Source organism: Edwardsiella tarda ATCC 15947 = NBRC 105688 (genome assembly GCF_003113495.2).
GTDB classification, from domain to species: Bacteria; Pseudomonadota; Gammaproteobacteria; order Enterobacterales; family Enterobacteriaceae; genus Edwardsiella; species Edwardsiella tarda.
In genome coordinates this window covers 2024325-2046718 of sequence record NZ_CP084506.1, presented here as the reverse complement: position 1 = coordinate 2046718, position 22394 = coordinate 2024325, and the positions used below count along the sequence as shown (strand labels likewise).

The 22394-nt window shown below is 58.0% G+C and carries 23 protein-coding genes; 11 read left to right on the top strand and 12 right to left on the bottom strand.

Going from position 1 to position 22394, the window contains the following annotated elements:
• Window positions 1-71 precede the first annotated feature (71 nt).
• The 6 genes from DCL27_RS09490 (at window position 72) to oppF (ending at window position 7013) form a co-directional block, all read left to right on the top strand.
• Window positions 72-716 (top strand): YchE family NAAT transporter, encoded by a 645-nt coding sequence (locus DCL27_RS09490; RefSeq protein ID WP_005293300.1) that lies wholly within the window; start codon window positions 72-74, stop codon window positions 714-716.
• 756 nt (window positions 717-1472) lie between these two features.
• Window positions 1473-3110, top strand: a complete 1638-nt coding sequence (gene oppA / locus DCL27_RS09485; RefSeq protein ID WP_005293303.1) for an oligopeptide ABC transporter substrate-binding protein OppA — start codon at window positions 1473-1475, stop codon at window positions 3108-3110.
• Between the two features lie 75 nt (window positions 3111-3185).
• A complete protein-coding gene (gene oppB / locus DCL27_RS09480) occupies window positions 3186-4106 on the top strand; it encodes an oligopeptide ABC transporter permease OppB (RefSeq protein ID WP_005285183.1) in 921 nt (306 codons plus the stop codon).
• 12 nt (window positions 4107-4118) lie between these two features.
• Complete coding sequence (gene oppC, locus DCL27_RS09475; protein WP_005285186.1) at window positions 4119-5027, top strand: oligopeptide ABC transporter permease OppC; 909 nt, start codon at window positions 4119-4121, stop codon at window positions 5025-5027.
• 13 nt (window positions 5028-5040) lie between these two features.
• Complete coding sequence (gene oppD, locus DCL27_RS09470; protein ID WP_098143262.1) at window positions 5041-6012, top strand: ABC transporter ATP-binding protein; 972 nt, start codon at window positions 5041-5043, stop codon at window positions 6010-6012.
• Window positions 6009-7013, top strand: coding sequence for a murein tripeptide/oligopeptide ABC transporter ATP binding protein OppF (gene oppF, locus DCL27_RS09465; RefSeq protein ID WP_005285192.1), 1005 nt, complete (start codon window positions 6009-6011; stop codon window positions 7011-7013). Before oppD ends, oppF begins: the two co-directional genes overlap by 4 nt.
• An 83-nt stretch (window positions 7014-7096) precedes the next feature.
• Here the strand turns inward: oppF and DCL27_RS09460 are convergent, their stop codons facing one another.
• Both DCL27_RS09460 and cls read right to left on the bottom strand, forming a co-directional pair.
• Window positions 7097-7426: an HI1450 family dsDNA-mimic protein gene (locus DCL27_RS09460; protein ID WP_035594896.1), complete on the bottom strand. Its 330-nt coding sequence runs from the start codon at window positions 7424-7426 to the stop codon at window positions 7097-7099.
• Window positions 7427-7474: 48 nt separating this feature from the next.
• Window positions 7475-8935, bottom strand: coding sequence for a cardiolipin synthase (gene cls / locus DCL27_RS09455; protein ID WP_005285197.1), 1461 nt, complete (start codon window positions 8933-8935; stop codon window positions 7475-7477).
• Between the two features lie 208 nt (window positions 8936-9143).
• Here cls and DCL27_RS09450 point away from each other — a divergent pair, with 208 nt between their 5' ends.
• Window positions 9144-9320, top strand: coding sequence for a YciY family protein (locus DCL27_RS09450; protein WP_071523921.1), 177 nt, complete (start codon window positions 9144-9146; stop codon window positions 9318-9320).
• A 36-nt stretch (window positions 9321-9356) separates the two neighbouring features.
• On the opposite strand, the gene DCL27_RS09445 is transcribed toward DCL27_RS09450, so the two are convergent.
• The gene (locus DCL27_RS09445; RefSeq protein ID WP_035594460.1) at window positions 9357-9845 is read right to left on the bottom strand and encodes a Dps family protein; all 489 of its coding nucleotides are present in this window, start codon (window positions 9843-9845) and stop codon (window positions 9357-9359) included.
• A gap of 631 nt (window positions 9846-10476) precedes the next feature.
• Window positions 10477-10773 carry a YciI family protein gene (locus DCL27_RS09440; protein ID WP_005293314.1) on the bottom strand — a complete coding sequence of 99 codons (297 nt, stop codon included), beginning with the start codon at window positions 10771-10773 and terminating at the stop codon, window positions 10477-10479.
• A gap of 226 nt (window positions 10774-10999) precedes the next feature.
• On the opposite strand from DCL27_RS09440, the gene DCL27_RS09435 reads away from it, so the two are divergent.
• Window positions 11000-11938, top strand: coding sequence for a TonB family protein (locus tag DCL27_RS09435; RefSeq protein WP_223931123.1), 939 nt, complete (start codon window positions 11000-11002; stop codon window positions 11936-11938).
• A gap of 47 nt (window positions 11939-11985) precedes the next feature.
• On the opposite strand, the gene yciA is transcribed toward DCL27_RS09435, so the two are convergent.
• Both yciA and DCL27_RS09425 read right to left on the bottom strand, forming a co-directional pair.
• A complete protein-coding gene (yciA, locus tag DCL27_RS09430) occupies window positions 11986-12414 on the bottom strand; it encodes an acyl-CoA thioester hydrolase YciA (RefSeq protein WP_005285216.1) in 429 nt (142 codons plus the stop codon).
• A 74-nt stretch (window positions 12415-12488) separates the two neighbouring features.
• A complete protein-coding gene (locus DCL27_RS09425; RefSeq protein ID WP_005285218.1) occupies window positions 12489-13028 on the bottom strand; it encodes a septation protein A in 540 nt (179 codons plus the stop codon).
• A 245-nt stretch (window positions 13029-13273) separates the two neighbouring features.
• On the opposite strand from DCL27_RS09425, the gene DCL27_RS09420 reads away from it, so the two are divergent.
• Both DCL27_RS09420 and DCL27_RS09415 read left to right on the top strand, forming a co-directional pair.
• Window positions 13274-15034, top strand: a complete 1761-nt coding sequence (locus DCL27_RS09420; RefSeq protein ID WP_035599126.1) for a SulP family inorganic anion transporter — start codon at window positions 13274-13276, stop codon at window positions 15032-15034.
• A 361-nt stretch (window positions 15035-15395) separates the two neighbouring features.
• Window positions 15396-16169, top strand: coding sequence for a hypothetical protein (locus DCL27_RS09415; RefSeq protein ID WP_035599120.1), 774 nt, complete (start codon window positions 15396-15398; stop codon window positions 16167-16169).
• A 66-nt stretch (window positions 16170-16235) separates the two neighbouring features.
• Here the strand turns inward: DCL27_RS09415 and DCL27_RS09410 are convergent, their stop codons facing one another.
• On the bottom strand, window positions 16236-16985 hold the full coding sequence (locus DCL27_RS09410; RefSeq protein WP_005285232.1) for a YciC family protein: 750 nt from the start codon (window positions 16983-16985) through the stop codon (window positions 16236-16238).
• Between the two features lie 106 nt (window positions 16986-17091).
• The gene (locus DCL27_RS09405; protein WP_005285236.1) at window positions 17092-17496 is read right to left on the bottom strand and encodes a YkgJ family cysteine cluster protein; all 405 of its coding nucleotides are present in this window, start codon (window positions 17494-17496) and stop codon (window positions 17092-17094) included.
• Window positions 17497-17778: 282 nt separating this feature from the next.
• On the opposite strand from DCL27_RS09405, the gene ompW reads away from it, so the two are divergent.
• On the top strand, window positions 17779-18417 hold the full coding sequence (gene ompW, locus DCL27_RS09400) for an outer membrane protein OmpW (protein WP_005293331.1): 639 nt from the start codon (window positions 17779-17781) through the stop codon (window positions 18415-18417).
• Between the two features lie 90 nt (window positions 18418-18507).
• Here ompW and DCL27_RS09395 read toward each other — a convergent pair whose 3' ends face one another.
• From DCL27_RS09395 to trpCF, 4 genes are all read right to left on the bottom strand, one after another.
• Window positions 18508-18822, bottom strand: coding sequence for a BON domain-containing protein (locus DCL27_RS09395; protein WP_005293334.1), 315 nt, complete (start codon window positions 18820-18822; stop codon window positions 18508-18510).
• A 139-nt stretch (window positions 18823-18961) separates the two neighbouring features.
• Window positions 18962-19768, bottom strand: coding sequence for a tryptophan synthase subunit alpha (gene trpA, locus DCL27_RS09390; protein ID WP_035599117.1), 807 nt, complete (start codon window positions 19766-19768; stop codon window positions 18962-18964).
• Window positions 19765-20958 (bottom strand): tryptophan synthase subunit beta, encoded by a 1194-nt coding sequence (gene trpB, locus DCL27_RS09385; RefSeq protein WP_035599114.1) that lies wholly within the window; start codon window positions 20956-20958, stop codon window positions 19765-19767. The genes trpA and trpB overlap by 4 nt, the downstream gene beginning before the upstream one ends.
• A 44-nt stretch (window positions 20959-21002) precedes the next feature.
• Window positions 21003-22379, bottom strand: a complete 1377-nt coding sequence (gene trpCF / locus DCL27_RS09380; RefSeq protein ID WP_035599111.1) for a bifunctional indole-3-glycerol-phosphate synthase TrpC/phosphoribosylanthranilate isomerase TrpF — start codon at window positions 22377-22379, stop codon at window positions 21003-21005.
• Between the last annotated feature and the right edge of the window lie 15 nt (window positions 22380-22394).

The window sequence follows — 22394 nt, the reverse complement described above, 5'->3', positions numbered from 1 at the left end:
GATAGATCGGCGCAGGTATTTCTATTACATTAGCGCGCGATGACCATCATCTTTAACTTGTGGAGCACATAGTGAGTCAGTCTCTGCTGGACTTGTCCGGGTATATCAAATTTTTTATTGGCCTGTTCGCCTTGGTAAACCCGGTAGGGATCTTGCCCGTCTTCATCAGTATGACCAGCTATCAGGCCGTTGCGGCGCGCAATCGGACTAACCTGACCGCGAATCTCTCGGTGGCGATCATTCTTATTATCGCCTTGCTACTGGGCGACTCCATCCTCTATTTCTTCGGTATCTCCATCGACTCCTTCCGTATTGCCGGCGGCATCCTGGTGGTGACCATCGCCATGTCGATGATCAGCGGTAAGCTGGGGGAGGACAAACAGAATAAACAGGAGAAATCGGAGACGGCGATCCGTGAGAACGTGGGGGTCGTGCCGCTGGCATTGCCTCTGATGGCCGGTCCTGGCGCCATCAGCTCGACCATCGTCTGGAGTTCACGTTACCACGGCTGGCAGAATCTGCTGGGCTTCTCGTTGGCGATCATCTTGTTTGCCTTCTGCTGCTGGCTGCTCTTCCGCGCCGCGCCGCTGTTGGTGCGTTTGTTGGGGCAGACGGGGATTAACGTGGTGACGCGTATCATGGGTCTGTTGCTGATGGCCTTGGGGATCGAGTTTATCGTGACCGGGGTGAAGGCGATCTTCCCAGGATTGCTGTAACTTTGCCAGGTGGTTCGGCGTGTCTGCGATGGCGCGCCGAATACAGAATCTCGTGCCTTTAATTAGCTGTTTATTTTTTTAATATATTTAATCATTTTCTATTTTGTTTTCCTCTCTAACTATTACTCAGGGTTAATTCACCTATTCCCGTTCTATTTGCGCAAATTTGTCCTACACAATCGTTGCTATTGTGTACATTCTTCCGCGCCGAGCCGAAAAATACACGCTAACAATTAGTCTTTATCTCTAGAAAAAACACATCAATTGTAATTTTATTTTGCTTTTTTTCTGTTCGGCGAAACATTAGACAATGGAAAGGGGGTTTCACGTATATTTTATTTTATATCAGTAAGTTAAGATTGATTTTTGTCTTGGCTGAGGGCAGTCTGTGAGAAAGCACGAATTAAAACAGTGCGTCGGGCAGTGAGTCGACTCAGGGTAGGCGTTAGGCGGCCAAGCGTGGCTGCCAGCATTACAGGTGGTTCCCTTGGTATGGCATGTTACAGCGTCAACTCGCGCTGATTATGCGTCCTCTCCCGTGGTGTCATAGCGCATCCTGCGCCGCTCCTGTCCATCATTAACCTCGCGACGTATGGCGTCGTGATTTCGTTACCCGGCAACAATAATGCTTGCGGCCCCCTGTGGGCACGTCAGGCCAGCCGCCGCCGCGGACTCGTTCCTCCGCGACGGTAGCCATAACACACCATGTTGACCAGCCTGCTAACAGGCTTCCTTTTGAATACGGGAGTGGTAGTAATGAGCAAACACATCATCAAAAAGCGTATGTTAACCCTCGCCATCTGTAGCGCCCTGGGCGGTGTCGCCTTCCAGGCGGCGGCAGCCGAGGTGCCCGCCGGCGTGAAACTGGCGGCAAAGCAGGAACTGGTCAGAAACAACGGCTCCGAAGTCTCCTCCCTTGATCCACATAAAATCGAAGGGGTGCCGGAGAATAATGTCACCAACGATCTGTTGGAGGGGCTGACGCAGCATGACACCAAGGGGCATACCATCCCTGGGGTGGCCGAGCGTTGGGAGAGCAAAGACAACAAGGTGTGGGTCTTCTATCTGCGTCCGGACGCCAAGTGGTCGAATGGTGAGCCGGTCACCGCCGAAGACTTCGTCTATAGCTGGCAGCGCATGGCGGATCCGAAGACGGCATCACCTTACGCCAGTTATCTGCAGTATGCGCATGTCGCTAATATCGATGACATCATCGCCGGTAAGCAGGACAAGTCGGCGCTGGGGGTGAAGGCGCTGGATGATCACACCTTCCAGGTGACCCTGAGCGAGCCGGTGCCTTACCTGCCGGAGATGACCGCCCACTACGCGATGAAGCCGGTCAACAAGGCGGCGGTCGAGAAGTATGGCGAGAAATGGACCCTGCCGCAGAACTACGTCAGCAATGGCGCCTATAAGTTGAAAGACTGGGTGGTCAACGAGCGTATCGTGCTGGAGCGTAACCCGCAGTATTGGGATAACGCCAAGACGGTGATCGACAAGGTGACCTTCCTGCCCATCGCCTCGGAAGTGACCGATGTGAACCGCTACCGGACCGGCGAGATCGACATGACCTACAACAACATGCCGATCGAGATGTTCCAGAAGCTGAAGCGTGAGATCCCCGAGCAGGTTAAGGTCGACCCGTATCTGTGTACCTACTACTACGAGATCAACAACCAGAAGCCGCCGTTTAACGATCCGCGTGTGCGCGAGGCGCTTAAGCTGGGGTTGGATCGCGACATCATCGTCAACAAGGTGAAGAATCAGGGCGATCTGCCGGCCTATAGCTTTACCCCTCCCTATACCGATGGTGCCAACCTGACGCCGCCGGCCTGGTTTGGCTGGTCGCAGGAGAAGCGCAACCAGGAGGCCAAGAAGCTGCTGGCCGAGGCGGGCTATGGCCCGGACAAGCCGCTCAGCTTCAACCTGTTGTACAACACCTCGGATCTGCATAAGAAGCTGGCGATCGCCGCCGCCGCCATCTGGAAGAAGAACCTGGGCATCGACGTGAAACTGGAGAACCAGGAGTGGAAGACCTTCCTCGACTCGCGTCACCAGGGGAACTACGACGTGGCGCGCGCGGCCTGGTGTGCCGACTATAACGAGCCGAGCTCTTTCCTCAACATGATGCTGTCCAACAGCAGCAACAACACGCCGCACTATAAGAGCGCGGCCTTCGATCGCATCATGTCTGGTGCCTTGCAGGCGAAGGATAAGGCTGGACGCGCCCAGGTGTATCAGCAGGCCGAGCAGCAGTTGGATAAAGACTCCGCCATCGTGCCGGTCTATTACTATGTTAACGCCCGTCTGGTGAAACCCTATGTCGGTGGCTACACCGGCCAGGATCCGCTGGATTATGTCTACGATAAGAACCTCTACATCATTCAACACTAATAACCGCGCGGCCGGGCGACCGGCCGTCGGGTAGACGACCGCCGGCCGTTGCGGCCGGCGTACAGGGTTTGGGCTATGCTAAAATTCATATTTCGTCGCTTCCTAGAGGCGATACCGACGCTGTTCATCCTGGTGACTATCTCCTTCTTTATGATGCGCCTAGCGCCAGGCAGTCCGTTCACCGGCGAGCGTACGCTGCCGCCGGAGGTGATGGCCAACATCGAGGCCAAGTACCATCTCAACGATCCCATCTGGAAGCAGTACGGCCACTACCTGCTGCAACTCTCCAAGGGGGACTTCGGGCCATCGTTCAAATACAAGGATTATTCGGTTAACGATCTGCTCGCCGCTTCCTTTCCGGTCTCCGCTAAGTTGGGGCTGGCCGCCTTCGTGATGGCGCTGGTGCTCGGCGTCACGGCGGGGGCCGTCGCCGCCTTGAAGCAGAATTCGCGCTGGGACTACTTGGTGATGACCTTCGCCATGACCGGCGTGGTGATACCCAGCTTCGTGGTGGCGCCGTTGCTGGTACTGATCTTCGCCATTTCGCTACATTGGCTGCCTGGCGGCGGCTGGAACGGTGGGGCGTTGAAATACATGCTGTTGCCGATGGTGGCCTTGTCGCTCTCCTATATCGCCGGCATCGCGCGTATCACCCGCGGATCGATGATCGAGGTGTTACATTCGAACTTCATTCGTACCGCGCGTGCCAAGGGCTTGCCGATGCGGCGTATCGTGTGGCGCCACGCGCTGCGTCCGGCGCTGCTGCCGGTGCTCTCCTATATGGGGCCTGCCTTTGTCGGCATTATCACCGGTTCGATGGTGATCGAGACCATCTACGGTCTGCCGGGGATCGGCCAGCTGTTCGTCAACGGGGCGTTGAACCGTGACTATTCGCTGGTACTCAGCCTGACCATCCTGGTCGGTACGCTGACGATTCTGTTCAATGCCATCGTTGACGTGCTATACGCCGTGATCGATCCCAAGATCCGCTACTAACAGGAGGCGTTTATGCGAGTCAATAAGAGTAACGCCGCCGCCGTCGAGCGTTTCAGCGAACAGTTGGATGTCGAGGGGCGCAGTCTATGGCAGGATGCCCGCCGCCGCTTTATGCATAACCGGGCGGCGCTGATCAGCCTGGTTGTCTTGGCCTTGATCGCGTTGTTCGTCGTGTTGGCGCCGATGTTGTCGTCTTTTGCCTATGATGATACCGATTGGAACATGATGTCCTCGGCCCCGGCGCTCGAGGGCGGGCACTATTTCGGCACCGACTCCTCGGGGCGCGATCTGCTGGTGCGTGTCGCCATCGGGGGGCGCATCTCGCTGATGGTCGGTATCGCCGCCGCGTTGGTGGCGGTGGTGGTCGGCACGCTGTACGGCGCGCTCTCCGGCTACCTGGGGGGGAAGGTCGACTCGGTGATGATGCGTCTGCTGGAGATCCTGAACTCCTTTCCCTTCATGTTCTTCGTCATTCTGTTGGTCACCTTCTTTGGTCAGAATATCCTGTTGATCTTCATCGCCATCGGCATGGTTTCCTGGTTGGATATGGCGCGTATCGTGCGTGGCCAGACGCTGAGTTTGAAACGTAAGGAGTTCATCGAGGCGGCGCAGGTCGGCGGGGTGAGTACCGGGCGCATCATCCTGCGCCACGTGGTGCCGAACGTACTGGGGGTGGTGGTGGTCTACGCCTCGCTGTTGGTGCCCGGCATGATCCTGTTCGAATCGTTCTTAAGCTTCCTCGGTCTGGGGACGCAGGAGCCGCTCAGCAGTTGGGGGGCGTTGCTAAGCGACGGCGCCAATTCGATGGAAGTTTCCCCCTGGTTATTGATCTTTCCGGCCGCCTTCCTGGTGATCACCCTGTTTTGTTTTAACTTTATCGGCGATGGCTTGCGTGATGCCCTCGACCCGAAAGACCGCTAAGGAGCGTGTACCGATGAAGTCCTGTTTGCTAGATGTCCGCGATCTTCGCGTGACCTTCGCTACGCCGGACGGTGATGTCACGGCGGTCAACGATCTCAACTTCACCCTGGCGGCCGGCGAAACCCTGGGGATCGTCGGCGAGTCGGGCTCCGGGAAGTCACAGACCGCCTTCGCTCTGATGGGGCTACTGGCGGCCAACGGGCGCATTGGCGGCTCGGCTCGCTTCGACGGGCGTGAGATCCTCAACCTGCCGGAGGCGCAACTCAATCGGCTGCGTGCCGAGCAGATCGCCATGATCTTCCAAGATCCGATGACCTCACTCAATCCCTATATGCGGGTGGGCGAGCAGCTGATGGAAGTGCTGATGCTGCATAAGGGGATGAGCAAGGCGCAGGCGTTCGATGAGTCGGTGCGCATGTTGGATGCGGTGAAGATGCCGGAGGCGCGTAAGCGCATGCGTATGTTCCCCCATGAGTTTTCCGGCGGGATGCGTCAGCGGGTGATGATCGCCATGGCGTTGCTGTGTCGCCCACGCCTGCTGATCGCCGACGAGCCGACCACCGCGCTGGATGTGACGGTTCAGGCGCAGATCATGACGCTGCTCAACGAGCTGAAGCGCGAGTTTAACACCGCCATCATCATGATCACCCACGATCTGGGGGTGGTGGCCGGTATCTGTGACAAGGTACTGGTGATGTATGCCGGGCGTACCATGGAGTATGGCCAGGCGCGCGACGTGTTCTACCATCCCTCCCATCCGTACTCCATCGGCCTGTTGAACGCGGTACCACGCCTGGATGGCGAGGAGGCGGCACTGCTGACCATCCCGGGGAATCCGCCTAACTTGTTGCATCTGCCGGCGGGGTGTCCATTCCAGCCGCGCTGTCCTTATGCCGATGCCGGCTGTGAGGCCACGCCGCCGTTGGCGGCCTTTGGCGATGGGCGCTTGCGCGCCTGCTTTAGAACGGTGGAGGAATTGGCATGAGTGGGCAGCTAAACGATAAGAAGGTCTTGCTGGAGGTGGCCGATCTGCGCGTGCATTTCGATGTTCGTGACAGTCGGGCTTGGTTCTGGCAGCCCCCCAAACGCCTCAAGGCGGTGGATGGGGTGACGTTGCGCCTGTATCAGGGCGAGACCCTCGGCGTGGTGGGGGAGTCGGGCTGCGGTAAGTCGACCTTCGCCCGCGCCTTGATCGGCTTGGTGAAGGCGACCTCCGGTAGCGTCAGTTGGCTGGGGCGCGATCTGTTGGGGATGAATGAGGCGCAATGGCGCGCGGTACGCAGCGATATTCAGATGATCTTCCAGGACCCGCTGGCCTCATTGAACCCGCGTATGACCATCGGGGAGATCATCGCCGAACCGCTGCGCACCTACCATCCCGAGATGGGGCGAAGCGAGGTGCGTGATCGCGTCAAGACGATGATGATGCGCGTCGGTCTGTTGCCTAACCTGATCAACCGTTATCCGCACGAGTTCTCCGGGGGGCAATGTCAACGCATCGGCATCGCGCGTGCGCTGATCCTCGAGCCGAAGCTGATCATCTGTGATGAGCCGGTATCGGCGTTGGATGTGTCGATCCAGGCGCAGGTAGTCAACTTGTTGCAGGAGTTGCAACGTGAGATGGGGTTATCGCTGATCTTCATCGCCCATGATCTGGCGGTGGTGAAGCATATCTCCGATCGCGTGTTGGTGATGTACCTGGGGCATGCGGTGGAGTTGGGCACCTACGATGAGGTGTACCACAATCCGCAGCATCCCTACACCAAGGCGTTGATGTCGGCGGTGCCGGTACCGGATCCCGACAAGGAGCGCAACAAGCGGATTCAGTTATTGGAGGGGGAGTTGCCGTCACCGATCGATCCCCCTTCCGGTTGCGTGTTCCGCACCCGTTGTCCCTTAGCCGGTCCCGAATGCGCCGAGACACGGCCATTGCTGGAGGGCAGCTTCCGCCATGCGGTCTCCTGCCTGAAGGTCGATCCGCTGTAAGTGTTCGGCGCTGGCGCCTCGTCGCGTTCGAATAAGAAAAAACCGCCCAAGTTGGCGGTTTTTTTATGCGGCAAGCCGGGAGGTTACTCCTTCCACAGGATGTGGCACAGCTTGTGGTCCTTCTCGCGGCAGATCAGGACGCGGGCGAAGACATCTTCGATGGCATCGCTCTCGGCATCGCCGTTGGTCAGACCGATCACCACCTCGGCGAAGAAGTCAGGATTGAGGTCGAAGTCGACATGCTCCTGCCAATCTTCCGCCGGATCGAACAGTTCGGCGGCACCGCGCTGCTCAAACTGGAGGTTGAACAGCAGCACATCCGCCGGATCCAGATTGTCCGCCGCCAGTTCCAGGAAAATGTCATAGGCCTGATCCAGGGTCTCTTCTTCGCTCAGGCGGTTGTTTAAGTCCATCATTTTACTATCTCACGAGGGCCGTGGCCCGGTTAAATACCCTGCATCTTACAGCAGAGGACTGAAAAAGTAGAACAGGCGCTCGACCATACGTTGCCACAGGGGACGCTTCAACCACGTCAGCGGATCCAACAGGGTCGAGCGAGCGATATAGTCGTCCTGCACGCAGGCCAGATCGCTGCCGAAGCCATCATCGTCGATCACCAGGGTGATCTCGAAGTTGAGCCAGAGGCTGCGCATGTCCAGGTTGACGGTACCGACCAGGCTCAGTTGGCCATCGACCAGCACGCTCTTGGTGTGCAGGAGGCCGCCTTCGAATTGATAGATCTTGACGCCGGCGGCTAACATTTCGGTAAAGAAGGCGCGACTGGCCCAGCCGACCATCATCGAATCATTCTTCTTCGGCACGATGATGGAGACATCCACACCCCGTTGCGCGGCGGTACAGATGGCGTGCAACAGATCGTCGCTGGGGACGAAGTAGGGCGTCGTCATGACCAACTGTTGGCGCGCGGAATAGACGGCGGTCAGCAGCGATTGATGGATTAACTCCTCGGGGAAGCCGGGGCCGGAGGCGATCACCTGAATGGTATGGCCGGACTCCTTCTCGAAGGGGAGGATGTTACAGGTTGGCTCCGGCGGCAGGATACGTTTGCCGGTCTCCATCTCCCAGTCGAAGGCATAGTAGATGCCCATGGTCGTCGCCACCGGGCCCTCCATGCGTGCCATCACGTCGACCCATTGTCCGACGCCCGCATCCTGCTTGAAATAGCGCGGGTCGACCAGGTTCATGCTGCCGGTATAGGCGATGAAGTTATCGACTAATACCACCTTACGGTGTTGACGGAGATCCATGCGGCGTAGGAAGACACGCAGCAGATTGACTTGCAGCGCCTCGACCACCTCGATGCCCGCTTCACGCATCATCGCCGGGTAGGGGCTACGGAAGAAGGCCACGCTACCGGCCGAATCGAGCATCAGGCGGCAATGGACGCCGCGCCGCGCCGCGGCCATCAGCGCCTCCGCCACCTGATCGGCCAGACCGCCCGGTTGCCAGATGTAGAACACCATCTCGATGCTGTTATGCGCCAGCTCGATGTCGCGGATCAGCGCCTTCAGCGTCTCGTCACTGGAGGTGAGCAGCTGTAGTTGATTGCCTTTGACCCCGGCGATCCCTTGGCGGCGTTCACACAGTTGGAACAACGGTGCCGCCACCTCGCTATTGTGGGTCGCGAAGATACTACGGCAGTTGCGTAGATCGGCCAGCCAACGCGCCGTAGAGGGCCACATGGCGCGCGCCCGTTCGGCGCGACGTTTGCCGAGATGCAGCTCACCAAAGGAGAGGTAGGCGATGATCCCCACCAGCGGCAGAATATAGATGATCAGCAGCCAGGCCATCGCGGAGGGGACCGCGCGGCGCTTCATTAATATCCGTAATGTAACGCTGGCGATGAGCAACCAGTAGCCGAAGATCGCCAGCCAACTGATTACTGTATAAAAAGTGCTCATAATCGCAGGATGTCCTTACACAAATCGATCAATTGAGAGTTTACGCACAGATATACAAAGAAGAAACCTTTAGCGGCTAAATATATACAGCAGGGAGGGAAAGCGGGTGAGATCGTGCGCTAGCCGGCTTTTTTATTTCGCCGCGCTGTCGGGACTTGGTTTGTCGTACTAGGGGGGTATAATCGCAGCGCAGCTATCTGGAGGGAGTATGCGACACAGTCGAAATGAAGTAGGGCGTTGGCGGATGCTGCGTCAGATCCATCGGCGCCGCAGCCACTGGTTGGAAGGCCAGTCACGCCGCAATCGCCATATCTATTGCATTCGCCGTTTACACAGAATTCAGCATCATCGTTCCTTGCTCTATTCCGTTGCCTACGAGTGGTAAGCGTTTAGCCCCGCCTGCGCGGGGCTGACCTCATGATTAACCGAGGTAGGCGTTCAACATCCACACCTGTTTTTCCTGTTGCTTAATATAGTCGCTCATCAGTGCGACCGTGCCCTCGTCGCCCGCCTCGGTAGCCAGTTGCAGGATGGCGCGCTGTTGTTCGAGTAATAAGGCGTAACCGGCGAGTAGCCCGTTGAGCGTTCCGCGATCGTCGCAGACATCGACGTCTTCTTTAATGGTGGCGATCTTCAGGTAGTCGCTAAAGGCGTGACGCGGGCGGTCGCCCAGCGTCAGCACGCGTTCGGCCAGTTCGTCGACCTTCAGCAGCAGATCGTTATAGATCTCCTCAAACTTAACGTGCAGCGCGAAGAATTGCGGACCGCTGATGTTCCAGTGATAGCCGCGCACGTTCATATACAGGATCTGATAGTTGGCCAGCAGAGTGTTGAGTGCCTCGGCCAATTGGGTGGATTGCTGGGAATCGAGGCCGATAGAGGTTTTACCGTTTTGCTTACTGTTTGCCATATTCATACTCTCCTTGAGGAACGCGGGTATCGATACGATTCGATACGGATTAAAGCCCTATAAAGCGTGTCGGATTAGGATAGCTTCTCCCATCCTGCCAGAGTCGCTGGCGGAGATCTAGCGCCTGTGCGTGGGGATGAGAGACGCGGCAAGCTAGCGCACGATGGCGGGTGACTCGGCGGGAGAGTGTGTGATATCAGCATGAAATGGTTGGAGATAATAGTCAGCCGCCGCATCGGCGACGCGGTAAGCGCTGCGTAGGCATCGTCCGGGGGGATGTCAGGGTTGCCGTGACGCTAACGCGGGTCATCCTCGCGGCGAACGCGCATCGTCGGGCGAGGCGGCGGATAGGGCTGTTGTCGCCACGCGGGTAGTGAGGCCGGCGTGAAGGCGTGGCGAGTGGGTTGAGTGAGAATAAAAGCAGCGAATGTATTTATCCTAATTATCATGATATTGCGGTTACTGAGGAATCAGGGTAGACTGCCCGGCATCACAGCAATGTGACAGAAAAACGCATTTAGCATTTTAATGAAATCTTCATGTAGCCACGGCTAAGTGCGTTTCTCTGAGGTAAGGAAAAGCCCGCCTTGTGCGGGCTTTTTTCTATTCTACGACCCGCCCTAGGGCTTGGTTAGAAGACCTGCTTATACGGGGTGACACTGACTTGGTGGTAGACACCGGCAGCCACATAGGGATCGTTTCCTGCCCATGCCTGCGCCTCGGTCAGAGAGGCGAACTCGGCGATCACCGCCGATCCGGTGAACCCTGCCGCGCCGGGATCGTTGCTGTCGATGGCTGGTAGTGGGCCAGCCGTTAATAGGCGACCTTGATCGCGCAGGAGTTGGAGTCTGGCCAGATGGGCGGGGCGGGCAGCCAGACGCTGCGCTAGCGTGTCGGGTGCATCCTGGGCGTAAATCAGGTACAACATACTCATCTCCTTGTTATGAGGTCCGGCTAATGGCGGGGCCTGTAAGGCATACGTTAAGATATCGTTGCAGATGGTGCAATATTCCCGCCTCGTTCGGCGCGGATAATCCGTACCGTCGCACAGTTTTTTATTCGTCGCGCGCTCGCAGTTGAATATGATTGTCATTTGCATTTAAACTGGCGCCAATACACCCTGTTCATTTACCCATTGAGTTATCCACATTTTGTTGGCTGATAAATCTATCTTGCAGCATTTTTTCCTGGCACGTCGCCTTTCATGGCCGATGGCGTTGTCGTTGTCGCTGCACGCCTCGTTGATCGCCGCGCTGCTCTATGCCTCCTATCATGAGGTTCGCCCGCAGCCGGTGAGCCAGCCTGGACCGATCAATGCGATCATGGTCAATCCCGCCATGTTTGCGATGGCGGGGGCCGCTGCATCGGCGCGCCCTGGCGCGTCCTCCTCGACATCTGGTGAGCCGACAGCGGCGACGCTCCCCGCACCACAGGCGCAACAGAAGACGATGCCGCCAGAGCAGGAGGCTCGTCCGGAGAAGACGCCGGTGAATGCGTCACCTGCGCCGACGCGGCCGGTGTCCCCTGCGCCGACGCGGCCGGAGAGCGTGCCGCGTGCCGCGCCAGCGCTGGAAAAACCCAAGCCGCAGCGGCAAGCGCGAGCGCACCGCAGCGCGCCGCCGTCGGCCGTCGCGCCCGCCAAGGCATCCCCTCATGAGACGCCGCCGAACACGCCGCGTCCGGCGGTGAGTGCGCCCCAGTCGGCGGCCTTGACTTCCGCGCCACCATCGTCGCGGGCGGGGGCAATGACGTCGGCCGATCAGGCGCCTCAATCCGGCGCCAGCGGGGGAGGCACGCCGGGCGCCACGGCGAATAATCATGCCGCCGCGCCGCAGGCGATCAGCCGCCGGGAGCCGGAGTACCCGGCGCGCGCATTGGCGCTACACGTCGAGGGGCGGGTTAATGTCAGCTTCGATGTCGACGGCGAGGGGCGAGTCGATAATGTGCGCATCGTGAGCGCCGATCCGGCGGGGGTGTTTGAGCGCGAGGTGAAACGCGCCGTACGCCGCTGGCGCTACCAGGCGGGGCGTCCAGGGCACGATGTGAGGGTAACGGTCTATTTCCGTATCGATGGGCGCAGCACGATAGAGTAATGGCAAAGGGCCGGCGGAGAGGCCGGCCCGGGGGAGAGCGGTTGGGGTTATTCCGTCATCCCTTGACGGAAGTTAGCCTTACCGGCCGGCAAGGCCCGTGACTTGTTGGCATCGTTGACCGCAACATAGGTAAATACCGCTTCGGTGACACATTCACGCTGGCCGATGGGCTCAGAGGCAACCTTCTTCACCCAGACCTCAATATTGACGGTAATCGAGCTACGCCCGGTACGGATGCAGCGTGCGTAACAGCAGACCACATCGCCCACCGCTACCGGTTTTAGGAAGGTGATGGCGTTGACCGCCACCGTAACGACACGCCCTTCGGCGATCTCTTTGGCCAGGATTGCGCCGCCAATATCCATTTGTGACATGATCCAACCGCCGAAGATGTCCCCGTTAGCGTTGGTGTCGGCTGGCATGGCCAAGGTACGCAGAACAAGCTCACCTGCCGGTAAACGAAGTTTTTCGCTCATAGTTGTTGTCAGTCTTTAATCAATGCCCAAACTCACGCCGACCCACTTGGCCGGCGCCCACTCATTTTATCTGTTTAATTCTTTTGCTCTTCCGCCATATTTCGGTAGATGTAAATACCACTTAACAGGGTAAACAGCAGGGTCAGGATCGTCAGGCCAAAGACTTTAAAGTCGACCCAGACGCTCTGAGGTAACCAGAAGGCGACATAGATATTCGCCAGGCCACAGGCCAGGAAGAATAGCGCCCAGGCCGTATTCAATCGCGACCAGACACCATCAGGCAGTTGCAACTCTTTCCCCAGCATGCGCTGGATCAACGGCTTCTTCAGCACCAGCTGGCTGACCAGCAGCGCCAGAGCAAAGAGGGTATAAATCACGGTAACCTTCCATTTGATAAACAGATCGTTATGGAAGACCAGTGTCAAGGTACCGAAGATGGCGACCATGATAAAGGTGATCAGGGTCATCTTCTCTACCCGGCGATATTTCAGCCAGGTCAATACCAATGCCGCGGCGGTCGCCGCGATCAACGCGCCAGAGGCGACATAAATGTCATACAGCTTGTAACAGACGAAAAATACCACCAAGGGTAAAAAATCTAACAGTTGCTTCATTCGGCAATCCATCCTTTCATCGACCGGGCGACTATACCTGATTCGGCGCGGAGACGGTATCTTTGTCGACGCCGGAACGCTCGCCCATATGTGTTGATTATCTCCGATCCTGCATTATGCCGTCGTATTGGCCATCGCTTTATTTTTTTGCAAAAGATTACATCCCGTGTCGCAAGGGGAGTGACTTGACCAATGTCGCCCGACTTACCATGATGAGAGGGAGCACCTCGTAGGATAAATGGCTTATGCAATGGAATTTTTTGCGCCGCTGGATGCCAGGGCTGTATCTGTTAATGCACTATCGCCGCGAATGGTTGGGCGACGATCTGCGCGCCGGGCTGTCGGTGGCGGCGGTGGCGCTACCGGTTGCGTTGGCCTATGCCGATCTGGTGGGCGTGAGCGCGGTGGTGGGGATCTATGCGTGCATTTTGCCGATGATCGCCTATGCGCTGTTTGGCTCGTCGCGTCAGGTGATCGTCGGGCCGGACACCGCCACCTGCGCGGTGATCGCCGCGGTGGTGACCCCGTTAGCGGCCGGCGATCCGCAGCGTCAGTGGCAACTGTGTGTCATGATGAGCCTGATGACCGGCATATGGTGCCTGGTGGCCAGCCGCTTTCGGCTGGGGGCCTTGGCCGACTTGCTCTCGCGCCCCATTTTAACCGGCTTGCTCAATGGCTTGGCGGTGACCATCATCGTCGATCAGCTGGCCAAGATGATGGGCTATCAACCCGCCTCGCGCGAGGTGATCGAACGTATCCTATCGTTGCCTCATGACGTACTCGGTAGTCATTGGCCGACCCTGTTGCTGTCGTTATCCGTGCTGGCGGCGTTGCTGGCTCTGCGTCGCTGGCGTCCTGGTTGGCCGGCGGCGTTGCTGGTGATGATGCTGGCGATGTGTGCGATGTGGCTGTTCGACTTACGGCGCTACGGCATCCAGACTATCGCCGGTTTCGATGGCGCCTTGCCGTTGGTACAGTGGCCCAGTTTCCAGCCTGCGCTGCTGCGTGATCTGGTGATGCCCTCCCTTAACCTGGCGTTGATCAGCTTTGTTAGCTTGATGCTGACGGCGCGTAGCTTCGCCAGCAAGAATGGTTATGACGTCAACGCCGATGATGAGTTTCGCGCCTTGGGGATGGCGAACATCGCCTCGGCTCTGTCTCAGGGATTCGCCATTAGCGGCGCGAGCTCACGCACCGCCGTCAACGATGCTAACGGCGGTAAGAGTCAGCTGGTCTCCATCATCGCGGCGTTGACCATCGCCGCGGTGTTGTTCACGTTGGGCCACCTGTTGCATTACATTCCGGTGGCGGCGTTGGGCGTGGTGTTGATCTACGCCTCATGGCTGTTGTTGGACATTCGCTCGCTGGCCGGGCTGCGTAAGCGTAACCCCTCAGCTTTTCGTCTGGCACTGTTTACCTTCGCTAGCGTGCTGCTGGTGGGGGTCATGCCGGGGATCGGCTTGGCGGTGCTGTTGGGCCTCTTGCAATTTTTCCGCACCGTCTTTCGTCCCAGCGAACAGCTCTTGGGGGTGAACGAAGAGGGGATGATCCATTCTCTCGGTAATGGCAATGCGGTACGGGCGGTGGAGGGGGTGCTGATCTACCGTTTCAACTCGCCGTTGACCTACTTCAACATCGCCTATTTCAAGCGTCGGATTCTCAATCTGGTGGATGGTATGCCCTTCCAGGCGCGCTGGGTGGTGATCGACGCGGTATCTTGCTTTACCTATCCCGATGTCAGCGTGTTGGCGGGTATCGATGAATTAAAGCGCGATCTGCGGCAGCGTAAGGTGCATCTGGTGTTGGCCGGGCGCAAGACCGATCTCAAACGCTGGTTTGGTCGCAATCGTGCCGCGGGGGAGGAGAAGGGGTTGTTGTTTGTCGCCGATCTCTACCTAGCGCTGAAGTTGATCCAGAGTAGTCAGTGTGCGCATGAAGAGTCTGCGGGCTCAGTCGCTAGCGATACGCCGTCTTCTGTTAGGTCCACGCTTAGCGTCTCTGGCTAGCATGATCAGTTGTGCGTTCTCGCACAAAAAATAGTTGCATGTTAGTTGGGATTATCTCGACTGTTCGTGGCACTTCCAACTTTTCATTTTAGGGCTTGTTGGGCCGGATGAAAGAGCGTAGAGAAGTGGTATCGCTTGAGGGAGGGAGTCATATGATACAGCGAATCGGCCAGTTACTATTAGCACTTGATAGGCTTATGCTTTGGGATAATCCGAAAGAGATAGAGCACTCTACGCAGAGTAAAATTAGGACGGACGCCAATGGAGGCGCTGTCTTAAATATGAACAACCCACAGGTTTGTAAGGCAATGATTGCACGTATGAAGGAGTTGGCCGCTAAAGATTAATTAAAGGATATGCGATGAGTTCGCTGATTATCATGGTCGTAATGGCCTGTGGTTTTTGGTATACGGATAATCACTATCCTTCTCGCCTACGTTATGCCCGGACTCATGGCTGGAGTTCTTATTTTTATATCGCTATGCAAGGCTGTAAGTTTGTGGCACAAGGTGCCGTCATTACTTTACTCCTGTACCCCTTTGTTATCCTTATTATCCTGCTATTCACCCCCTTTCATTATGCCTCATGGCTTCATCAAGTCAGGATACTCAACGTCTGGTTATGGGAACATGACATATTCTCTTATCCTATATTTTGTGTTAGCACATTAATGTTGGCTGTCGTCTTTACTTATGTTGCTGGTGATGTGGCGCGTAATATGCTGAAAAACGAGAGATTTCGTGAAGAGGCATATCGAGAGGTTGCTGCGTTAGATGATGTCGAGTCGTTACTGGTACAGGCGATAGATAGAGAGATGCTGATATTTATTACGTTAAAATCACGTAAATTTTACGTCGGATATGTCACGGCACCACGTATTGAGCATGGTCAAGATCGTCATTTGGCGCTAATTCCCTATATCAGCGGGTATCGCGATAAAGAGACGCTTCGCTATTATGAGCAATATCGATATTATGCGTTATATTTAGCGCAAGGGATTACGGCTAATTCAGCGTGGTTAAATCTACAACACTTTCGCCATGTGATTCCAATGAATCAAATTGAGTCTATTTCACTTTTCGACATATGTAGCTACCGCTGGTTGAATGAGCATGTTACGACCTATTCTATCTAAAATAGGTTACTTCAAGGCAAGAATAAACATTATAATTCCCCCGCTCAGCGAGCGGGGGAAGCATGATCAGGCCGGGGTACGCAGCAGCATATACAGGCGAGAGAGGTAGAGGATCAACCCGACGGAGATCAGGTTGCTCAGCGTCCCCATGATCACCATCCCCAGGCTGGGGTGCAGCGCGGCGAGGGTATCGACCAAGAGCAGCAGAACCAGCTTCATCAGCATCCAGAGCAGGATGGCGGGGCTGATCAGGCGTACATTGGCGAAGGAGAGGCGGAAACTGCTACGGATCGCCTTGATGACACCACACTGCTCCGCGGTCATGATCATCGGCGATAGCGCCAGGCCGACGGCCAGGATGATCCCTGGCAGAATAAACAGCGTAATACCCAGTTGCACCATCAAGGTACACAGCAGCATCAGCAGCAGCAGGCGCGGCAGCATCGGTGCGGAGAGGCCGATGGCGCGTAAGGCGCTGAGACGGGCGCCATTCGATGCCTGCGCGATCAACACCAACATCCCCCCCAGTAACAAGACATTCCCGATGAGGACGGAGAAGCTCGCGGCGGCTGACACCTTCAGCAGCGTCATCTGCTGTTCGGGGGTCATCTGGCGGATCATATCCTGTAATCCTCGCGCCGCGCTGACATTGTCATCGCTCGCCAATTGGGTCAGCGCTTGGCTACTCGGGCTAAAGGTTTGGTTTAACGCCACGCTGATAAACGCCGTCAATAAGGCTAACAGGATGATGGGGGCCATCTGGTGGCGGAAAAAGTTAATGCTGTCACGGTAAAGGCTCCGGGCCGTGATGGGCATGCATAGCTCCTTGGCATGTCGCCGGGCGGTACAGGTGCCGCCCGTGGTGAAAAGTAAGATGCGCGATTGTACCCCGTTAATTGCACCTGTGGCACCCTGCAATTTTTCAGGTGGTGATTTCTTCCGCGTTCTGACGGTATGCCGTCATGTGGGGAGATAGGGGCGGCAGGCCGTAAGCCGCGCGCGCCCGATCACAGGCCGGATTCGGCTGGCCGTTCTCTCCGGACGGCATAAAGTCCCGGCAAGGCGTCGGTCGTTGCGCATAGGCGCGGCAACTGACCGCCTGGCCGACCTCGCCACACAGGTAGATGCAGCGCGGCCGTTTGCTGTTGGTGCCGCGCATGCAGCGCATCAATGATGAGATTCGCTCCGTATCGTCGGCGGCGAGTTGGCCACCGCCGTCGTCGGCTTCGGCCCAATAGAAGGAGACGCGAAAATAGGCGCAACAGGCACCGCAACGAACACAGGGATTGGTTTGAATGGTGAGTGGAGTCAGCGTTGAATGAGCCATGATGATGTTTTACCTAGATTAATCACCGCTATCTGCCATTACGCTAATCCCAGCCTTCCTCCGACGTCAAGATGACACGGCGAGAAATTTTTTATCTTTTTTGGGGATGGATGGTGAATTTTGATGTGCATCAAAATGCTTGGATGTAGTTAATTAGACGTATATCCAAAAATATCATTTTGTTTCTTTTCTATATAAAAGATGTGATCCGAGCCAGATCAAAAATCACTCGATGTGGTTATATTGCAGGCGCACACAATAACCATATAAAGGAAAGGGATGATGAAAAAGTTTAGCGTTGCGCTCTGTCTTGCCGCGGTATTGGCGCCGGTGGTGGCTTCGGCTCATCAGGCGGGCGACTTTATTTTCCGCGCCGGCACCGCTACCGTGCGTCCGACCACCAGCTCCGATAATGTATTGGGGTTGGGGGAGTTCAAGGTGGATAACAATACGCAGTTGGGGCTGACCTTCGGCTACATGGCGACGGATAATATCGGCATCGAGCTGCTAGCCGCCACGCCATTCCGCCACAAGGTGTCGTTGGGTGAGCTGGGGAATATCGCCACCGTGCATCAACTGCCGCCGACCCTGATGGCACAGTGGTATTTTGGTCGTGCCGAAGACAAGCTGCGCCCCTACTTGGGGGTCGGGGTCAACTACACCACCTTCTTCGATAACAGCTTCGATCAAAATGCCAAGAACCTGGGATTGCACGATCTCCAGGCGACCAGTTCGTGGGGCGTCGCCGGTCAGGCGGGATTGGACTATATGGTCAGTGAGAACTGGATGATTAACGCCTCGGTGTGGTACATCAATATCGACACCAAGGTGAAGTTCCGCGATAGCGCGGGCGATCAGAGCAGCATCAAGACGGAGATCAATCCGTGGGTGTTCATGTTCGGCGCCGGTTATCGCTTCTAAACAGGCCGACTCGGCAGGTAGGCGACGGATCCCCCCGTCGCCTGGCGTTCCCCGCCGCGTTGTGGCGGCGGGAGAGACCTTAGAGTCAGCTTAGCGGATACGCATGTCATTCTCGACTGAACGCACCCCTTTGACCCCTTGGGTGATCTGCACGGCCCGCTGAGCATCGGCGCGGGAAGAGACAAAACCACTCAGTTGCACCCGTCCCTTATAGGTTTCGACGCCGATCTCCGTAGACTTAATGTTCTTGGCGTTGAGTAACGCACTCTTCACCTTGGTGGTGATCACGGTGTCATCGATATAGTTGCCAGTACTTTCCTGGGTGGAAGAGCCGGCGCAGCCAGCCAGTGGCCCGGCTAACATGGCGGCCAGCCCGAGCGCATAGAGATGCTTCGACCATTTCATACTGTTCTCCTTAGACGGTAGCAGGAAAGGTGCGCCGTGCGGCACGGCGTCCCGATACATCATTAATAATATCAATGGGTCGTCAGAGGGCAAGGTGAAATCGGTGACCAGGTTACCTGGTCACCGGGGATCGAGCGGGTTAAGGCCGCGCGGCGGCACGCATCGTTTGGACGAAGTCATGCAACTGGCGCAGCATCTGATCGGGATCGTCGAGGTGCTCGGCGATCAGGTCGACGACGGCCGAACCGGAGATGGCGCCTGCCGCCCCCTCATCCAGGGCGGCGCGCACCTGTTCGGGGACACGGATGCCGAAGCCCTGCAACGCCGGGGCCCCGCCCAGCTCGCGTAAACGCTGGGTGAGATGGCGTAGTGGAGGCAGGTCGGCGTTGACGGCGCCGGTGACTCCGGCGCGCGACAGCAGGTAGATATACCCCTGGCTATGGTTCGCCAGGCGTTGCAGTAGTGCCTCGTCGGCATTGGGCGGGCAGATATAGATCGGGGCGACCCCGTGGCGGAGTGCCGCCGCATGGAAGGGGGCGGACTCCTCCAGCGGCACGTCAGCGATCAGAACCGAGTCGACTCCGGCTTCGGCGCAGCGGCGGTAGAAGGTGTCGATACCCGGGTTGACCACCAGATTGGCATACATCAGTAGCCCGATGGGTAACTGTGGATACTTCGCGCGGAGGGTATGCAGCAGTGCGAAGCAGCGTTCGGGTGTGACACCGGCCTGTAGGGCGCGCAGGGTGGCATTCTGGATCACGGGGCCGTCGGCTAACGGATCGGAGAAGGGGATCCCCAACTCCAAGGCATCGGCACCGGCCTGTACCAGCGTATCGATGATGCGTAGCGAGAGTTCAGGCGTCGGATCGCCTAAGGTGACGAAGGGAACGAAGGCGCCTGCCTGGTGTTGGCGTAAGTGTGAAAACAGAGTCTGATAACGCGTCATTGCATCTCTCCCCGAGCTTGCAGAATGTCGTGAACGGTAAAAATATCCTTGTCGCCGCGCCCTGAGAGGTTCACCACGAGGAGCTGCTCTTTATCCGGCTGTTGGCGGATCAGCTTCAAGGCGTGAGCCAGGGCGTGAGCCGACTCCAGTGCCGGGATGATCCCCTCCTGGCGTGAGAGCTGCATGAAGGCCTGCAACGCCTCCTCGTCGCTGGCCGAGACATAGTCGGCGCGGCCGATGCTGTTCAAGTGGGCGTGTTGTGGCCCGACGGAGGGGAAGTCCAATCCGGCGGAGAGGGAGTAGGACTCCTCGATCTGCCCATCGGCGGTCTGCATCATCGGTGAGCGCATGCCGAAGTAGATGCCCACTCGGCCATGCTTGAGCGGTGCGCCATGTTGGCCGGTCTCGATTCCCAGCCCGGCCGGCTCGACCCCGATCAGGGCGACGTCGCTGTCGTCGATAAAGTCGGCGAACATGCCGATGGCGTTGGAGCCGCCGCCGACGCAGGCCAACACCGCATCGGGCAGACGTCCTTCGGCCTGGAGGATCTGGCGGCGCGTCTCGGCACCGATCATGCGTTGAAACTCACGCACGATAGTCGGGTAGGGATGTGGCCCGGCGGCGGTGCCCAGCAGATAGTGGGCCTGGTCATAGTGAGCGGACCAATCGCGCAGCGCCTCGTTACAGGCATCTTTCAGGGTGGCCGAGCCGCTGTGTACCGGGATCACCTCGGCGCCCATCAGTCGCATGCGGAACACGTTGGGCGATTGACGGGCGACATCTTTGGCCCCCATATAGACGCGGCATTTCAGCCCCAATAGGGCGCAGGCGAGCGCCGTCGCCACGCCATGCTGGCCGGCGCCGGTCTCGGCGATGATCTCGCGTTTGCCCATCCGTTTCGCCAAGAGCGCCTGGCCGAGAACCTGGTTGGTCTTGTGGGCGCCGCCATGTAACAAATCCTCACGTTTCAGATACAGCCGGGTGCGGGTACCGGCGGTCAGATTACGACACAGGGTCAGGGCGGTGGGACGTCCAGCATAGTTGTGCAGCAGATCGTGAAACTGAGCCTGAAAGTCGGGATCGTCGCGCGCCTCGAGGAAGGCGGCCTCCAACTGATTCAGCGCCGGGATCAGGATCTGGGGCACGAACTGGCCGCCAAATTCGCCGAAGTAGGGGTTCAGTAAGCTCATAACATTCTCATCCTGTCAGTAAGGGCAAAAAGGGGCGATGGCGTTCAGGGACGCAGCGCCAGAAACGTGGCCTGGAGTTTGGCGTGATCCTTAACACCAGGGAGGGATTCGAGCGCCGAGTTAACGTCGAGGCCACAGGCGCCGAGCGCCGCCGCCTGCCGGCAGTTGTCGGCACCGATCCCGCCGGCCAACATCACGTTCTCCAACGCTTGGCCGGCCAGCAGTCGCCAGTCAAAGGGACGTCCGCCGCCGGGGCGCGCCGCATCGAACAGGTAGCGATCGACGTGGTGTAGGTTGCGTTGCGGCAGGGTGTCGCCCACCGCCAACGCCTTCCAGATCTGGCAATGCGCGGGTAGCAGGGGGCGTAGGCGGTCGATATAGGCCTGATCCTCGGCGCCATGGAGCTGCACGGCGTGCAGACCTAGGCGCTCGGCGGCCAGGGCGACGCTGGTCGGTTGGGCGTCGCGAAAGACACCGACGTAGCGCAGCGGCGCGCCCTGCATGACGCGTTGTGCCGTGGCGATATCGATGTAGCGTGGCGAGCGGGCGACGAAGATCAGTCCGCCATAGATCGCCCCGGCCTGATAGGCGGCAGCGGCATCCTGTGGCCGGGTCAGGCCGCAGACTTTGTTGTCGCCGAAGCGTAGCCGACAGACGGCGCTACGCAGATCCGCCTGAGCCATCAGCGCGCTGCCGATCAGGAAGCCCTGGACGTGGCGCCCCAGATCGCGTAACTGGGCGTGATGGTGGATGCCGGACTCGGCGATCAGGGTGACAGAGGCCGGCGCCAGTGCCGCCAGATGGTGAGTGCGCGCGGTATCGACGCTCAGATCATGCAGGTTACGGTTGTTGATACCGATGACGCGAGCCCCCAGCGCCAGCGCGCGCGCCATCTCCTGTTCGTTGCTGACCTCGGTCAATACGCCCATCGCCAAGCTGTCGGCGAGCGCGGCCAGGCGGCGATAGCTGTCGTCATCCAGCACCGAGAGCATCAACAGGATGGCATCGGCCCGGTAGTGCCGCGCCAGGTAGATCTGATAGGGATCGAGGATAAAGTCCTTGCAGAGCACCGGCTGCGTGACAACGTCACTTACTGCGCGCAGGTAGGTGAAGTCGCCCTGAAAGTCCTCGCTATCGGTCAGCACCGAGATCGCCGCCGCGTGGTCGCGGTATACCCGGGCGATGGCCTGGGGATCGAAGTCGGCGCGGATCACCCCGCGTGAGGGGGAGGCCTTCTTACACTCTAGGATTAAGGCGCATTCTGTGGCGCTGAGCGCGTGGTAAAAATCACGCTCGGCGCGTTGCAGCGTCGCGTGAAACGTCGCCAGCGGCTGGTGGCGTTGGCGCTCGGCGATCCAGCGTCGCTTACCCGCCACGATACGGCGCAGCAGGCTGGGGGATGAGGAGAGGGGCGCGGTCATGGTCGGTTCCTTGCG

Bases quoted from the DNA above. Each gene is read 5' to 3' on its own strand.
- trpA (WP_035599117.1), bottom strand. From the start codon at position 19,768: ATGACGCGTTATCAGACTCTGTTTTCACACTTACGCCAACACCAGGCA.
- DCL27_RS09450 (WP_071523921.1), top strand. From the start codon at position 9,144: ATGCGACACAGTCGAAATGAAGTAGGGCGTTGGCGGATGCTGCGTCAG.
- DCL27_RS09410 (WP_005285232.1), bottom strand. From the start codon at position 16,985: ATGCCCATCACGGCCCGGAGCCTTTACCGTGACAGCATTAACTTTTTC.
- oppF (WP_005285192.1), top strand. From the start codon at position 6,009: ATGAGTGGGCAGCTAAACGATAAGAAGGTCTTGCTGGAGGTGGCCGAT.
- DCL27_RS09460 (WP_035594896.1), bottom strand. From the start codon at position 7,426: ATGGACTTAAACAACCGCCTGAGCGAAGAAGAGACCCTGGATCAGGCC.
- DCL27_RS09395 (WP_005293334.1), bottom strand. From the start codon at position 18,822: ATGAAATGGTCGAAGCATCTCTATGCGCTCGGGCTGGCCGCCATGTTA.
- DCL27_RS09405 (WP_005285236.1), bottom strand. From the start codon at position 17,496: ATGGCTCATTCAACGCTGACTCCACTCACCATTCAAACCAATCCCTGT.
- oppC (WP_005285186.1), top strand. From the start codon at position 4,119: ATGCGAGTCAATAAGAGTAACGCCGCCGCCGTCGAGCGTTTCAGCGAA.
- trpB (WP_035599114.1), bottom strand. From the start codon at position 20,958: ATGAGCTTACTGAACCCCTACTTCGGCGAATTTGGCGGCCAGTTCGTG.
- yciA (WP_005285216.1), bottom strand. From the start codon at position 12,414: ATGAGCGAAAAACTTCGTTTACCGGCAGGTGAGCTTGTTCTGCGTACC.
- oppD (WP_098143262.1), top strand. From the start codon at position 5,041: ATGAAGTCCTGTTTGCTAGATGTCCGCGATCTTCGCGTGACCTTCGCT.
- DCL27_RS09440 (WP_005293314.1), bottom strand. From the start codon at position 10,773: ATGTTGTACCTGATTTACGCCCAGGATGCACCCGACACGCTAGCGCAG.
- ompW (WP_005293331.1), top strand. From the start codon at position 17,779: ATGAAAAAGTTTAGCGTTGCGCTCTGTCTTGCCGCGGTATTGGCGCCG.
- DCL27_RS09425 (WP_005285218.1), bottom strand. From the start codon at position 13,028: ATGAAGCAACTGTTAGATTTTTTACCCTTGGTGGTATTTTTCGTCTGT.
- trpCF (WP_035599111.1), bottom strand. From the start codon at position 22,379: ATGACCGCGCCCCTCTCCTCATCCCCCAGCCTGCTGCGCCGTATCGTG.
- DCL27_RS09415 (WP_035599120.1), top strand. From the start codon at position 15,396: ATGAGTTCGCTGATTATCATGGTCGTAATGGCCTGTGGTTTTTGGTAT.
- DCL27_RS09420 (WP_035599126.1), top strand. From the start codon at position 13,274: ATGCAATGGAATTTTTTGCGCCGCTGGATGCCAGGGCTGTATCTGTTA.
- oppB (WP_005285183.1), top strand. From the start codon at position 3,186: ATGCTAAAATTCATATTTCGTCGCTTCCTAGAGGCGATACCGACGCTG.
- oppA (WP_005293303.1), top strand. From the start codon at position 1,473: ATGAGCAAACACATCATCAAAAAGCGTATGTTAACCCTCGCCATCTGT.
- DCL27_RS09445 (WP_035594460.1), bottom strand. From the start codon at position 9,845: ATGGCAAACAGTAAGCAAAACGGTAAAACCTCTATCGGCCTCGATTCC.
- cls (WP_005285197.1), bottom strand. From the start codon at position 8,935: ATGAGCACTTTTTATACAGTAATCAGTTGGCTGGCGATCTTCGGCTAC.